The sequence below is a fragment of the Ketobacter sp. MCCC 1A13808 genome (assembly GCF_009746715.1).
Classification (GTDB): Bacteria; Pseudomonadota; Gammaproteobacteria; order Pseudomonadales; family Ketobacteraceae; genus Ketobacter.
On record NZ_VRKW01000002.1, the window covers coordinates 591,210 to 606,067 of the forward strand.

At 51.4% G+C, this 14,858-nt stretch carries 15 protein-coding genes; 8 read left to right on the top strand and 7 right to left on the bottom strand.

Features of this window, described 5'->3' with window-relative positions; all coding sequences use genetic code 11:
- Positions 1–6: 6 nt before the first annotated feature.
- From FT643_RS06495 to lgt, 3 genes are read right to left on the bottom strand one after another with little or no spacing between them, the layout of a single operon-like run.
- Positions 7–498 carry a dihydrofolate reductase gene (locus FT643_RS06495; RefSeq protein WP_156870367.1) on the bottom strand — a complete coding sequence of 164 codons (492 nt, stop codon included), beginning with the start codon at positions 496–498 and terminating at the stop codon, positions 7–9.
- 46 nt (positions 499–544) lie between these two features.
- Positions 545–1,378, bottom strand: a complete 834-nt coding sequence (locus FT643_RS06500; RefSeq protein ID WP_156870369.1) for a thymidylate synthase — start codon at positions 1,376–1,378, stop codon at positions 545–547.
- 4 nt (positions 1,379–1,382) lie between these two features.
- Positions 1,383–2,177: a prolipoprotein diacylglyceryl transferase gene (gene lgt / locus FT643_RS06505; RefSeq protein ID WP_156870371.1), complete on the bottom strand. Its 795-nt coding sequence runs from the start codon at positions 2,175–2,177 to the stop codon at positions 1,383–1,385.
- Positions 2,178–2,343: 166 nt separating this feature from the next.
- On the opposite strand from lgt, the gene FT643_RS06510 reads away from it, so the two are divergent.
- Positions 2,344–3,129 (top strand): NRDE family protein, encoded by a 786-nt coding sequence (locus FT643_RS06510; RefSeq protein WP_156870373.1) that lies wholly within the window; start codon positions 2,344–2,346, stop codon positions 3,127–3,129.
- 6 nt (positions 3,130–3,135) lie between these two features.
- On the opposite strand, the gene ptsP is transcribed toward FT643_RS06510, so the two are convergent.
- Positions 3,136–5,421, bottom strand: coding sequence for a phosphoenolpyruvate--protein phosphotransferase (gene ptsP, locus FT643_RS06515; protein WP_156870375.1), 2,286 nt, complete (start codon positions 5,419–5,421; stop codon positions 3,136–3,138).
- Positions 5,422–5,554: 133 nt separating this feature from the next.
- Positions 5,555–6,076: an RNA pyrophosphohydrolase gene (locus FT643_RS06520; RefSeq protein WP_317621955.1), complete on the bottom strand. Its 522-nt coding sequence runs from the start codon at positions 6,074–6,076 to the stop codon at positions 5,555–5,557.
- A gap of 234 nt (positions 6,077–6,310) precedes the next feature.
- Here FT643_RS06520 and FT643_RS06525 point away from each other — a divergent pair, with 234 nt between their 5' ends.
- Together FT643_RS06525 and FT643_RS06530 are read left to right on the top strand one after the other, a co-directional pair.
- Positions 6,311–6,967, top strand: coding sequence for a histidinol-phosphatase (locus FT643_RS06525; protein WP_156870377.1), 657 nt, complete (start codon positions 6,311–6,313; stop codon positions 6,965–6,967).
- Positions 6,946–7,953, top strand: coding sequence for an imelysin family protein (locus tag FT643_RS06530; protein ID WP_156870379.1), 1,008 nt, complete (start codon positions 6,946–6,948; stop codon positions 7,951–7,953). Before FT643_RS06525 ends, FT643_RS06530 begins: the two co-directional genes overlap by 22 nt.
- On the opposite strand, the gene FT643_RS06535 is transcribed toward FT643_RS06530, so the two are convergent.
- Entirely contained in the window at positions 7,937–9,142 is a 1,206-nt protein-coding gene (locus FT643_RS06535) for a class I SAM-dependent rRNA methyltransferase (protein ID WP_156870381.1), read from the bottom strand. The two genes, FT643_RS06530 and FT643_RS06535, sit on opposite strands and share 17 nt — an antisense overlap.
- A gap of 290 nt (positions 9,143–9,432) precedes the next feature.
- On the opposite strand from FT643_RS06535, the gene FT643_RS06540 reads away from it, so the two are divergent.
- Positions 9,433–10,605 carry a hypothetical protein gene (locus tag FT643_RS06540; protein WP_156870383.1) on the top strand — a complete coding sequence of 391 codons (1,173 nt, stop codon included), beginning with the start codon at positions 9,433–9,435 and terminating at the stop codon, positions 10,603–10,605.
- Between the two features lie 58 nt (positions 10,606–10,663).
- On the opposite strand, the gene FT643_RS06545 is transcribed toward FT643_RS06540, so the two are convergent.
- Positions 10,664–12,511, bottom strand: a complete 1,848-nt coding sequence (locus FT643_RS06545; RefSeq protein ID WP_411267797.1) for a cation:proton antiporter — start codon at positions 12,509–12,511, stop codon at positions 10,664–10,666.
- A 150-nt stretch (positions 12,512–12,661) separates the two neighbouring features.
- On the opposite strand from FT643_RS06545, the gene FT643_RS06550 reads away from it, so the two are divergent.
- The 4 genes from FT643_RS06550 (at position 12,662) to FT643_RS06565 (ending at position 14,857) form a co-directional block, all read left to right on the top strand.
- Positions 12,662–12,910, top strand: a complete 249-nt coding sequence (locus FT643_RS06550; RefSeq protein WP_198043362.1) for a GIY-YIG nuclease family protein — start codon at positions 12,662–12,664, stop codon at positions 12,908–12,910.
- 399 nt (positions 12,911–13,309) lie between these two features.
- On the top strand, positions 13,310–13,717 hold the full coding sequence (locus tag FT643_RS06555) for a YjfI family protein (RefSeq protein ID WP_156870387.1): 408 nt from the start codon (positions 13,310–13,312) through the stop codon (positions 13,715–13,717).
- Positions 13,718–13,753: 36 nt separating this feature from the next.
- Positions 13,754–14,446 (top strand): PspA/IM30 family protein, encoded by a 693-nt coding sequence (locus tag FT643_RS06560; protein ID WP_156870389.1) that lies wholly within the window; start codon positions 13,754–13,756, stop codon positions 14,444–14,446.
- A gap of 90 nt (positions 14,447–14,536) precedes the next feature.
- Positions 14,537–14,857 (top strand): hypothetical protein, encoded by a 321-nt coding sequence (locus tag FT643_RS06565; RefSeq protein WP_156870391.1) that lies wholly within the window; start codon positions 14,537–14,539, stop codon positions 14,855–14,857.
- Position 14,858: the final 1 nt, after the last annotated feature.

A 14,858-nucleotide genomic window follows, 5' to 3' on the forward strand; every position in this document is an offset into this window, starting at 1 on the left:
TCGTCGTTAGTTACGTTGATAGGTCACAATGCTATACGCAATTGCAGAATCGTCATGAACAGCAAAATCTTCGCGCTGAATTTCCTGCCAGACGGTTTGGTCAATTTCCGGAAAAAAAGTATCCCCCTGCGGGGCCAGATGTACTTCCGTTACATACATCCGGTCGACTAGTTCCAATGCTTGTTGATAGATTTCTGCGCCGCCGATAACCACGACTTCGTCGCCCTCTGTCAACGACTGGGCCAGCTCAATCGCTTGCGGTAACGAGGCGGAAGGATAGCAACGCTCAGGGAGTTTTTGCTCACTACGACTGATTACGACATGGGGACGACCGGGCAATACCCGACCCAGGGACTGAAAGGTTTTGCGCCCCATAATAATCGGTTTGCCCATGGTACGGGCTTTGAAGTGTTGCAGCTCGGCCGGAATATGCCAGGGCATTTTGTTATCCAGCCCGATAACGTTATTATCCGCCTTAGCCACTATAAGCGAAATCATATTAGCCCCCCTCTTCTCAACTACCCGCACTACCCGCCAGCACCAATCAGATGGCAACCGGTGCCTTGATATGCGGATAGGGATCGTATTCCGTCAGTTCAAAATCGTCGATGGTAAAATCAAACAGCGACTTCACATCCGGGTTCAGCGTCATCACAGGTAACGGGCGTGGTTCCCGGGTTAACTGTAATTCCGCTTGTTCGATGTGATTGGAATACAAATGCACATCGCCGAAAGTATGCACAAAATCTCCGGGCTGCAAGCCGCTCACCTGGGCTACCATCAGCGTTAGCAAAGAGTAAGAGGCAATGTTAAACGGCACCCCTAAAAATACATCCCCGCTACGCTGATACAGCTGACAAGACAACTTACCGTCTGCCACATAAAACTGGAACAAGCAATGACAGGGCGGCAATGCCTGCTTACCTTCCGAGGCATTCTGCTTAGGTGATTTCGACACATCGGGAATCACCACCGGATTCCAGGCACTGAGTACCAAGCGTCGGGAATCCGGCTTGTCTTTGATTTCCTGCAACAACAAACTGAGTTGATCCACCACCTCGCCTTTCGGCCCGTCCCAGCTTCGCCACTGTTTGCCGTACACCGGCCCCAGCTCGCCATTTTCGTCGGCCCATTCGTCCCAGATCGAAACACCGTTTTGTTTCAGATACGCGATATTGGTGTCACCGCGGATAAACCACAGCAATTCAATCAGAATCGATCTGAGGTGGGTTTTTTTCGTGGTCACCAGCGGAAATCCCTGACTCAGATCAAAGCGCATCTGATGGCCAAAGATACTGCGGGTTCCGGTGCCGGTCCGATCCGTTTTGGTGACACCGTTGTCTTTAATGTGACGGAGTAAATCCAGGTATTGTTTCATAAGCTCAGTCTGATTGTGTGGGTTTACGCTGATAGGCGTAGACGATCATGCCCGCCCCAATAATGATCATCGGCAGCGAAAGTAGCTGCCCCATTGTCATCCAATCCATCGCCACAAAGCCCAATTGCGCATCAGGCTGCCTGACAAATTCAACGCTAAAGCGGAAAATTCCATAGAACATACCGAACATGCCCGACACGGCAAAGCGCGGTCGCGGTTTCATGGAAAACGTCCATAGGATTATAAATAAAACCAGGCCTTCCAGTGTAGCCTGATATAGCTGAGACGGGTGGCGCGGCAAATTGTCTATATGCGGAAATACCATACCCCAGGGCACATCAGTCGCACGGCCCACCAATTCTCCACCGATAAAGTTACCGATACGGCCCGCTCCCAGGCCGATGGGTACAATCGGGGCGGCAAAATCGAGAATATCCCACATATTCTTGCTGGTCTTACGGGCAAACAAAAACATCGCCAGCAGTACACCCAAAAATCCACCATGGAACGACATACCGCCTTTCCAGACTTCAAACAAAGACAGGGGATTGTCGAGAAAGGGACCAAAGTTATAAAACAAAACGTAGCCAATTCGGGCGCCGAGAATCACCCCCAGCGCACCATAGAAAATCAGATCGCTGACCTGCTCGGTGGTCCAACCGGAGTTCGGCTTTTTAGCCCGATAGGACAATAATAAATATCCGGACACAAAGCCGAACAAATACATAAGCCCGTACCAACGCACACTTAACGGCCCAAGGTGGAAGGCGACGGGGTCGATTTCCGGGAACATCAACATCTGGGGGTTCCTTATTTCACGGATCAAATTCACGGATCAAACGCTGCAAGCGATCACTGCCAAGGTGAAGTAAATACGTTACCATGGGCGCTTATTTACCCCCGGCCTGCCCATTCCGGCCTTTCAGGGGGCCACTAGTGTACAACCATTCAACGGCTTTCTAAACATGTGTCTGATCCTTATCGCCAACCGGGTTCATCCGGATTTCCCCCTCATCATCGCCGCTAACCGGGATGAGTATTTTAGCCGACCGACGCAGCCTGCGCGTTTCTGGGCATCTGCAAGCGACGTACTGGCAGGCCAGGATCTGGTGGGCGGCGGCACCTGGATGGGCATAACGCTGGAAGGTCGTTTCGCTGCCGTAACCAACGTACGCAACCCAAACAAACTGCCACCAGCCAACGCGCTCAGCCGAGGCCAGCTGATCAGTACCTATCTGGTATCAAAGTTGACACCCCAGGACTTCCTCCGGCTGCAGGCCCACCGTGCCGCACAATTCGACGGCTACAACCTGGTCTGCGGCGACCGACATGGGCTGTATTACGATTCCAACCGTAATCCCGGCACCCAGAGACTGCAACCCGGCATTCACGGCCTTAGCAATGCCGGTCTAAACAGCCCCTGGCCGAAAGTGGATCAGGGCAAGCTTGCACTGGAGCAGTGCATAGAGCAGGAAAACTTCTGCAGTGATCGCTTGCTCGATGTCCTTAATGATCGCCACCGGGCACCGGATCACCTGCTTCCCGATACCGGGGTCGGGACGGAAATGGAGCGTATGTTGTCGTCGCGCTTTATTGAAGGGCAGACATTGGGGTATGGCACCCGCACCAGTACAGCCCTGACAGTATCCAGGAGTGGGCAAGTGGCGTTTATCGAGTGGACCTGGGATCAGGAGGGCGTATTGCAGGACAAGGTCGAATATCAGTTCAATGCGCAGGCACAGCAGCACTAAATCCGCTCAGGAGCTGCTGCTACCCTGGAACAGGGTCGGGCGAATAAAGCTGCCCAGGCCAGCTCGGTCCAACATCAAATCCACATGGCTGCGAATGACCGCGGCGTTGTCCATTTTCCAGACCTGCTCCAGCAGTTCCTTTGCCGCATCCATGCCGATTTTCCTGAGCACCCACTTCACCCGTAGCAAACTGGATGCGCTCATGCTCAAAGTTTCGTAGCCCATCGCCATCAACAGCAATGCGGAACGGGGATCGCCTGCCATTTCTCCGCAAATGGATACCGGTGTTCCCTCTTCTGTCGCCACGTCCACTATTTGCTTCAGCGCCCGTAATACCGCCGGGTGCATGGCTTGATACAGGCTGGCAACGCGACGGTTATTGCGATCCACGGCCAGTAAATACTGGGTTAAATCATTGCTGCCCACGGAAACAAAGTCGCACTGCTGGGCAAAATCACGAATTTGGTAGACCGCGGCTGGTACTTCGATCATCAGCCCCACTTCCGGCATCTGCACATGGGCGCCTTCTTCCAACACCTCCAGATAAGCCCGATGAATCAAATGCATGGCTTCATCGATCTCCATCATCGAACTCACCATGGGCAGCATAATGCGGAGGTTATCTAAACTTTCGCTGGCCCAAAGCATGGCCCGGATCTGCACCAGAAAGATTTCCGGGTGATCCAGGGTTACCCGGATACCGCGCCAGCCCAAAAAAGGATTGGCTTCCTGAATCGGAAAATAAGGCAACGCTTTGTCGCCACCAATATCCAATGTGCGCATGGTCACGGGTGCCGGATGGAACGCCTCCAATTGCTGCCGGTATATCTCCATCTGCTCCAGCTCACTGGGAAATCGATCACGCACCATAAAAGGTATTTCGGTACGATACAGGCCGACGCCCTCGGCACCCCGCTGCAGGGAGATGTTCACATCGGCCATCAAACCGGTGTTAACAAATAATTTGATACGGTGGCCATCGGTCGTTTCACAGGGCAGATCCGCAACCACTTCCAGTTCTTTCGACAGCACCGCCTGCTCATCGATAATGGCCTGATACTGTCGCACCACTTCCACACTGGGAGCAATAATCACCTCGCCCCGGTGACCGTCGACAATCAGCTGCAAGCCTTCCAGGCGCGATAACGGAAACTCACCCACGCCGACTACCGTGGGAATGCCTAAAGAACGGGCGACGATGGACATGTGGCTGTTACTGGAGCCGTGTAATGACACAATGCCAGCGATCCGCTCACGAGGGATATCGACAAAAATAGTAGGCGTAATGTCTTCGCCCACGATAATGGCCTGCTCAGGAATCGGTGCTGTCAGGGTTTTCGCCTGCTGCAGATAAGCCAATATACGCAAGCCCAGATCCCGCACATCGGACGCCCGCGCCCTCAAATAGGCGTCCTCCATCGCCTCAAACGCCGCCACGTGTTTCTGCACTACTTCACGCAACGCACCCTGCACCCAATTACCGGCTTCCACATGCCGGCGGATTTCGCCTGCCAGCGCGTTGTCATCCAGCATCCGCTCATACACCTGAAACAGCGCATGCTCTTCCGGCGGCAGGGTGAGCGACGCTTTCTCGCTAAGCGCACGAATATCACTACGCACAGCCTTTACTGCATCGTTCAGAGTGCGCAGCTCTTTCTTAACATTCTTTACTGCACGATCCGGTACAGACTTGAAATCAGTGGGGGGATAGGCGACGAACGCCTTGCCAATAGCAACCCCGATACAGCCTACTACACCGTCGAATTTTGCAGTCAGGCTACCAGTGCCACCAAAAATGCCATCGATAGCCCCGGTGGCCTCGGCGTGGGCGACCACCGCTGCCAATTGTGCTGAGATGGTCACCAGGAATGCTTCTTCTTCCTGATCAAATCGACGGCTATCCCGTTGCTGAACCACCAGCACACCCAACAGCTTCCGGTGGTGGATAATGGGGACGCCCAGAAAGGAATGAAACGGTTCTTCGCCGGTTTCCTGCAGAAAACGAAATTTGGGGTGGCTGGGTGCATCGTCCAGATTGATGGGTTCTTCGCGCATACCTACCTGCCCCACCAAGCCTTCGGAGAATTGCAGGGTGGCGGTTCCGACCGCTTTTTTGTTGAGGCCTTCGGTTGCCATCAGATAATAGCAATTCGCGGTGTGATCCAGCAGATAAATGGAACACACTTCGGTGCCCATGGAAAGCCGCACGCGCGTCACCATCACGTTCAACGCCGAAGACAAATCCGGCGCAGCGTTCACTTCCTGCACGATGCGTCTTAAAATTTCCAGCATAGAAAAGCTCTCGCAGCCACCTTCCTTTTTATTTGCTCTGGGTTCACGGCATTCCGCGGTATCCGCACCAGAGCTCTAGCATTCCCGCAAATCGATCAGTTGACAGTGCAATGTACTATTCAATTTTTTATTACTATTTAGACAGGCTTTTTCCGGCTTTTATGTCCACCGAATCATTTGCAATTGCATGCAGTGATGGTGCCAGTTCTTTTAGTGCCTTACGATAAACTTCCCGCTTAAATGACACCACCTGGTTCAACGGATACCAGTAACTTACCCACTGCCAACCATCGAATTCCGGTGGATTACCAAACTCAAAGCTCACCTGACTCTCACATCCGGTAAGCATCAATAAAAACCACTTTTGCTTTTGCCCAATACACAACGGCTTGCTGCGATAACGCAGAAAGCGCTTGGGTAACCGGTAACGAAGCCAGCCCTGCGTGCAACTGACTATCCTTACGTGTTCCTGTTTAAGCCCGATTTCCTCATGCAACTCGCGAAAAAGCGCCTCTTCCGGCGTTTCGTTTTCAGCGATGCCGCCCTGAGGAAACTGCCAGGCATCCTGGCCCACGCGCCGGGCCCACAATACCTGACCTTGCGCATTCGCCAGGATGATTCCGACATTCGGCCTGAATCCGTCCTCATCAATCACGTTTTGGTTTCCAAATCATCACTAGGATTATAAATACCCTAGTCTGCCCGAACGTACAACAGCGTTTTAGCGGCAAGCGCCACCGACCCGGCAATTACAATTAACATCTACTATAGACATATTTAGTTGATTTTTCTAAGTTTTTAATTGTTCAAATTGAAAATGCAGATTTTACCGTGGCAGCCAAGCTGATAAACTTGCCTGCAATTTAATTGATTTGATTCAGAGGCAAATATGAGCCTGGCTATTTTCGATCTCGACAATACCCTGCTGAACGGAGACAGCGATCATGCCTGGGGTGAATACCTGGTGCAGAAAGGCATTGTTGAAGAAGCCTGGTATCGTCGGCAAAACGATCATTTCTATGAACTTTATAAGCAAGGTAAGCTGGATATCATGGAATATCTGGAATTTGCCCTGCAGCCTCTCACCCGATTTGACATGGTGCAGCTAAAACAAATGCACGATGAGTTCATGGATCAGGTCATTCGCCCCATGCGTCTGCCAAAAGCCGAGGCTTTGCTGAACAAACACCGGGACCAGGGCGATTACCTGTTAATTATCACTGCAACCAACCGTTTTATTACCGGCCCTATTGCCCACGCTTTGGGCGTTGATGACATTATTGCTACCGATGCAGAGATCATCAACAACCGTTACAGTGGCAAAACCAGTGGCATACCTTGTTTTCAAGACGGCAAAGTGACCCGCTTGCAACGCTGGCTTGAGTCAAATCAACATAATCTGGCAGGCAGTTATTTTTATAGCGACTCTATTAATGACCTGCCGCTGTTAAAAGCGGTGACACACCCGGTTGCTGTGGACGCAGATGAACGCCTGTTAGCGGAGGCTAAAATGCGGGGGTGGCCATGCATTTCCCTGCGCGACTAACCCTTGGTGCTGCCGGCCTGAGTGCCTGCCTGTTACTGCAGGGTTGTGACAAACCGGCACCTCCGGCGACATCACCGCAGCAAACCGTCGCAACCGAACCCCGGACTACTGCACTGTCCGCGGTGGACAGGGAGCAACTGGCAACATTCCAAGAAACCGCTACCGCCATCCCACAATCATTAGTGGCATGCACCGCAGAGCTGCAGACATCTCTAATGCAATTTCTGAAACAGGTTGACGCCGACCACCTGCAGACACTGCGCGCACAATGGGCTCAATGCCACGATATTTATCTCGCCGCCAGTACGTTGCAGGGCTACACCCCGGCACAGCAGGCGGCCCTCAAACAAGCCCATGCCCAACTGGGTAACCCGCTAGCCATGCCCGGTTTTATTGACAGTGTAGAAGGCTACCCTTTTAGCGGCATAGTAAACGATGCCAGCCTGCAATTGGGTGAAGAGGAACTTCGGCAGCAACACGGCCTGACCGATGAGGCCGATGTCAGCATCGGATTCAATGTAGTGGGTTTTTTATTGTGGGGTGAGCACATCGACAACTCAGAACGGGTTGCCCGACCCTTCACCGATTTCGCAACAGTTGAGCATTGGGAAGACAGTAGCGAAGATCTGCCTATCAAAGACCACCCCCACAACCGGCGCCGGGACATGTTGCAATTAACCATTGAGCTGCTGTCTGCGGACTCGCAGAACTTGTTGAACGCCTGGGTAGAGGGTGCATTGCCTGCAACCCAAGAACAAGCAAAAAGTTGGGAGATGAGCCAATTACACGCCTTTAATGACGCACTGCAACAATGGCCTGATAACAAAGCCTTACCCGGTTATCTGCAACGCTGGCTGGAAAAAGACGCGCTTCCGGCGATACCAGCCAACCTGACCACCACAACAGCCGATCCTGCCAGCCCTGCCACACCATTGCGGGCACAGCTCAAAAACAAACTTAACACCGTGCCTACAATGCCGGACTAATGCGATAGAACAACGCTTTGAGATACTGGGTTTCCGGAATGGCCGGATGTATCGGATGATCCGGCCCCTGATTGCCCCGGTACACCAACTGTGCATGTCGGTCCACATGACGCGCGGTTGCTCTTACCGTGTCCTGCAATGTGGCTTCCGGCAAATGCATCGAACAAGACGCTGAGACCAGCAATCCGTTCTGCTCTAGCAAACGTAGCGCCAGCGTGTTCAGCTTGTTATAGGCACCCAGCCCCTTTTTAAAATCTTTTTTGCGTTTAATAAACGCCGGCGGGTCCACTATGACCACATCAAAACGCAGATTCTGGTCCAATAACGCCTGCAACACATCGAACGCATTACCTTCGTAACAGGTCACTTTATCCAGCACGTCCTGCTGCTCCGCGTTAGCTTGTAATTGATCCAGCGCGGCGGATGATGCATCCACCGAAGTCAAGGATTCGGCTCCGGCAGCCAGCGCCTGTAACCCCCACCCGCCAACATAGGAGAAAACATCCAGCACCCGTTTGCCCCTGACCCAACGTGCTAATTCGCGGCGGCTTTCCCGATGGTCATAGAACCAGCCCGTCTTTTGGCCGTCCTTGCTGTTAATAGTAAAAGACACCTCATTTTCCAGAACCTGTAATGTCTGCGGCCATTCGCCCACCGCCTCTTCCACTTCCAGGCTCAAACCTTCCTGCTCCCGCAACGGACTATCATTGCGGAACAAAATAGCGCGCGGTTCAAAAACCGTCTGCATGGCTTCCAGCAGAAGGGGCTTTAAACGCTCCATACCGGCGGTATTCAATTGCGCGACCAGATAATTACCAAAGCGATCAATCACCAACCCGGACAAGCCATCACTATCACCGTATACCGCGCGATAAAAGGGCTGCGAATACGCCGCCTCCCGTAACGCCAATGCGCACTGGAGCCGGCTTTGTAAAAATGAACGGTCCAAACCCTTACGCCAGTCCCGGCTCAGGATTCGGCAGCAGATCAAAGACTGCGGATTCACATAACCACGCCCGATCGGTCTGCCTGACGAGTCATCAATAATCACTTCAGAGCCCGCTATAAAGCCATGCAACGGTGTCTTTTCCACATCGACTTCGTTACTATAAATCCACAGATGACCGCTCTTGATACGTCGATCTTCTTTGTTTTTCAAACGGATATGGGGAACATTGTCCTTTGACATGGAGCCTCTCAGGTTATCTGCTACAAATAAAAAGGTGCAGGCATCGGTGCAATTGATGGGCACAAATATCGCGCGGCGATTATACCCAAATGCCGACGCTACCCATACCATGGACGGCAACATAGCAAAAATAGTTATAAATTCAGTGGGTTCACTCAGGATACACCGTGTCAAGTGTATAACAATTAGACTCTGGCATCCTGTAACCAGCTTAGGTAGACTCACTCTCCGACCAGCCCGACCTCACCGGATGGTCAGTCTAAGTGATCCCAAAATTGCCGGAGTATGCCATGTTTTGTTTTTCGAAAAGAGCCGTGACCCTGACCACGGCATTGGCTGCACTGCTTTGTTGTGTCAACAGCTTTGCCGACCTGATTGGCGCCAGCAGCTCCCCGAAACGGGCTGAAGTCACCGTTGAAGAAGGCCAGACCATAGAGATCCGCTGGGTCATCTCCACCAATCCGGTACATGAAAGTGGCGCTTTTTCACCCCAGGGAACGCTGCGCGACACGACCACGGACACCGTCCTGAAAACACTGAATAATCCGTTCAACCTGAACAAGGGCGCTGGCCCCATCTATTTTGAAGAATCCCTTACGCTGACCGCAGAAGAAGCAAAAAAATGGTACGACATGGGACATCGTAAGCTGGAATACAAACGGGTTTTTACTACTGGCTCCGAATTGCCCAGCACCACCGAAGCGGCTGTCGATATTAACCTGAAGAGCAAAGAAGACGTCGCCACCCAGAAGTTGGAACAGGAAAGCCTGACGGCGCACAGCCTGCAACTGACCTTCAAGCCTCAGCGCTTCCGCCAACAAGTGGCTCAGGGGTTACCCTTACAGGCCCAGCTATTCGTGCGCTTTTCCGGTCGCGGCACCCTGGCCGGACGCTGGCAACTGGCTCTGGTAGAACCGCAAGGGGCGCTTACCTACAAAACGCTGGCCACCGTAAATAAACCGGTGAGTGAATCGACCGAATTTCTGCTAAGCCCGAAACTACCCACACAAACCTTAGGACGGCATTTGTTACGTTTCTGTATAGATTCGCCCTCAGCCGCCGGCATGGCGATGACCGGAGCCGAAACCGCCTGCCCCAATCCGCAGCTGAGCAGTGCCCTGCAATACGACGTGGTTGAAAATTTTGTCAAACAAAGTGAGGCACCGGCGAGCGCCGGTCCGGCCAACCTGACCGCCACCTCCAAACTCAGGTGGCCAGTCATTCCGGACACCCGCGTGTACGAACTCCAGATCCATCAACTAACCGGCACGGACATGTTATCGTCCTCGGATTTTGTGGGGCGCTTGTTGCTGCCCTCCACCTCCACCAGCACACAACTGTCCGCAGACTTGATTAATCACCTGAATCCCGGCACTACCTACACTTGGCAGGTCAATGCACTGGATCAACATGGTGATTTGATTTTACAGACGGCACCCCAGCAATTTGTGTTTATGCCTTAATATTTTCGGCTCGGGCCGCGCCCCCCTATAGCGACAACAGGGTGCGGCCATCGTCGGACTATTTCAGGGCTTCCTGCTTTTTGTTTTCGATGTTTTTCTGGATTGCCTCTTCCACTTTCACCAGCGAAATGATTTTACAACCCGGCTCTACATCTTCCGGCGTGGGCGCTTCACTGAGCACCATCAAACGCTTTTTGACATTAATAATGAACATGGGTATGGCGTTACCGCCGTATTTCTCAAAATAATGCTGTAGCGTGAATTCTTCGCTCAAACTGGTTGTACGCATTTCCGCGCCCTGAGCAATCAGGCTCGCCAACCGACTATAAGTCGCGTCTTTGGAAAACAGGGGCATGCCCCGCATTTCCTCCGACACCACATTGCGGTCGCTTTTCTTCTGACTAGCCTGACTCGGTAACGAAAACACCCGATTTTTGCCAAACTCTCGCTGATAGCGCTGTACCGCCAATATATTCAAATCATCATTCTGGGACACACCGATCAAGCGGCCGAACCCCACCAAATCAATCTCTTTTTCCGCCAGACTCGATACCGGGTTACCGTGGAATACTTTCAACCCAGCCATCCGCGCTTGCCGCACATTATTTCGGAAGCTGTCTGCCAACATCACTTGAAAACCATTGTCCTGCACCGCTTTGCCAATAGTACGGGACACAGCATTAGCACCGATAAAGAGCAACCCCTGAGGCGATTGTTCTACTACCTTCAACATTTTAGCCAAAGGCTTTGCCGTCAGACTCTGAAACACGACGGTACCGATAATTATGACGAACGTCAGCGTGACCAACAAATCCGCGTTTTCAAAACCAAGCTGCGTCAGTCGCAAAGCAAACAGAGCAGACACGGCAGCAGCAATAATACCGCGCGGCCCGATCCAGGAAATCATGGTTTTTTCCTGCCAGGTCAATGAACTTCCCAGTGTTGCTGTCGCAATTTTTAACGGGCGCGCAATAAAATGAACAAAAGCCAACATCGCCACCGCCTGCCAGCTCAAATCAATTAACCCCTCCAGATCCACACGGGCGGCGAGCAGGATAAACAAGCCGGAGATTAACAGAATACTCAGGCTTTCTTTAAAATCGAGGATGTTTTCTGTATCGACGCCCCGCATATTGGCAATCCAGATGCCCATAATGGTCACTGCTAGCAAACCGGACTCATGTTCCAGTGTGTCGGAAAACGCAAACACCGCGAACACGGAAATCAATATAAATACATTATGCAAATAACCGGGAATTACATTCGCACGCAACAACCATCCACATAGGTAACCCGCACCACAACCCAGCAAGGTACCAATCAGAATGATCTTGCTGAAGACCAACACCACCGCCAGCCATTCGTTACCACCGCTGGATTCTGCAACGATAAACGTAAACACCAATACCGCCAGCAATGCCCCCAGCGGATCAATTAAAATACTCTCCCAGCGCAAGATATTGGTGATACGCGCGTTTGGCCTCACTGTACGCAACATGGGTACAATAACCGTAGGTCCTGTAACCACCACAAGCGCCCCGAACAACAACGCGATATGCCAATCGATCTGCAGCAGCCACCAACAGAAGTAAGACATACTGAGCCAGCTCACCAACACCCCTACTGTGATGATGCGCCAAACTACATTTTCCATGCCCCGAATTTCTTTGAATTTAAGGGTCAGGCTGCCTTCAAACAAAATCACTGCGACCGCCATTGATACCATCGGAAACAACATATCCCCTAACAGTTCATCCGGTTTCAGCCAACCAATAACCGGCCCTGAAATAATGCCCGCAAGCAGTAAAAACAATATGGCAGGCAAACGCAGACGCCAGGCCACCCATTGACAACTGATGCCTATCACACCGATTAACGCAAAAGTCAGAACCACATTGGTATCCACAGATATCTCGCTTAAGGACTGATAAGATTAAAGACAAACAGTATAGGGAACTGCGCTACCGCTTGATAGACTCGCAAGTTAACCAATGTTTATTTATATTGACCGGACAAATCAACCTACCCCAGCCAGGAAAAAATGTGTGCGCTGAAAATGAGTAGTTGCTGGTACCTTTATATTCTCCGCTGTGCGGATGGCAGCTTATATACCGGCATTACAACGGATCTGGAGCGGCGGACCCGGGAGCACAATCAGGGAAAGGCCGGAGCCAAGTACACGAAAGCACGCCGCCCGGTCGAATTGGTGTATTCTGAAGTCTCCGAGAACCGTTCTTCTGCTTCCATCCGCGAAGCGGCCGTCAAAAAGATGAGCCGCCGAGAGAAACTGGCTTTAATGAAATAAACCCGACCGGAAAGCAGACTGATTGGTTTGCATCGAGAATCCAGTAATATGACTGCTCCAAAGGCAGATCCCGATATTCTCTTCAATCAACACCAACTTTTCATAGTTCGATATCGCTCGTTTTCGCATTCAAACACCCAGGCGAATCACAACGACTCCGACAATTCATACAACAGGGCGGCCACAGACATAGCAATCTTTGTGTCTAATTAGCTCTAAAATTTGCTCCCGCTACGTTAGGGAAATCGACACCCCTCACGTGCACCGATCACATCACTCCTTTTAGAGAAACTGGAAAATAACATGATTGCGACACCTTAAAGAGAAAGCCTTGACCTGGAAGATCATCAGATTTAGCCTAACCAGAACCCGACATAATATGTCAGACAGGAGACAGCCATGACCCGTACCCAGGAACTCACGTTTCAGCTGGGCCAGATCAATTACGAAGGACATACCTTTAACTGTCTGCCTATCAAAGGCGAGCAGGAAGTACTGCAGGTAATGGTATCCGAACTCGATGCCATGCCGATATTTATAACCATCACCGATACCCAGATCCTTTGCATCACCTACCTGTGCAAACAGAACGAAATCCAGAACGGCAAACTCGCCGATCTGAATCAAACCATGCTGGAACTGAATGTGGCCATGCCTCTAAGTTCTTTTGCCATTATCGAAAGCTACTACGTTGTATTTGGTGCCATGGCCACCAGCAGCAGCTTCGATGATATCTGCAAAGAATTGGTGACACTATCTGCCAACGCCTACGATGCTCTTGAAGCCATCGAAGAATACTTGGTTTAACCAACCCATCCAAACTACACAATCAGGAGCAAGGTTATGAGCAGTGTATTAAATGTAATCTGGACAGCCCTTCGTGGCGGTGCACGTGAAATGGGTGGCGCTATTGTTGACTCAAACGGGATCCGCATATTGGAACAGGAAATTAAACTCGCTAAAGAGAAAATCGAACAAGCAAAGAAGAATCTGGCCGAGGTTATGGCAAGCAGGATGCAGTCGGAACGTAAGCTCAGCCAGCTAACAGACGACATCCACCAGCACGAATCCTATGCCGGTAAAGCACTGGAACAGGAAGTTGAAGCCCTGGCCCTGGTAGTGGCCGGGAAAATTGCGGTGATGGAAAATGAAAAGTCAGAACAGATGACAACTGTTTCCCGTCTAGATAGCCAGATCAGGCAATTGAAATCGCATGTTAAAAGTGCAGAGAAGCTAATAGCCGATCATGAACGCGAACTCTCCATCATACGCACCACAGAGTCAGTCCAGAAAGCAACGGAGCAGGTAGTTGAGAATGTCGCTGCCAATAATTCCAGTCTAAACTCGGCACGGGATTCCCTTGAACGCATTAAGCAACGCCAGGAGATGAAACAGGATCAGATGGAAGCGGGTGAACTTTTGAAAAGCGAAGCCGATGGCAACCAACTTGAGACCAAACTGCAGGAAGCTGGTATTGTTGGAGGCCAGGCCGACGCATCCGCTATTCTGGAGCGCATTAAGTCCTCCAGAAAATAGCCAGACAAGATATTATGAGCTGTACTCTAAAATGCAAAAGGCGGCTTCCGATCGGGGCCGCTGTCGTTGCTTCCGGGCGGAACGTTATATATGAATGAACGATGGCAGAAAGAAAAGCAGGCAATTAAAGCCGTTCAGGTAGCCTTTGATATCTCAGCAGAAGCACAAAAAACCATTAAGCAATCCGCATTAAACCAAAATCTGAACCCGCCGGATCTGATCAGGAAGATTCTCGGGCTGCCGTACAACAAAAAACCGGTACGTCCACGTTTAACGGTCTCCCTCCGGGATGAGGATTTTGAAATTTTGGCAAAAAAATACCAACTTGAACCCGATAATCAAGCGGCGATAAGGGAACAAGTGGCGCTGGAACTCATTGCCTATGCAGAACAGCCCGAAGATGCCGAATAGA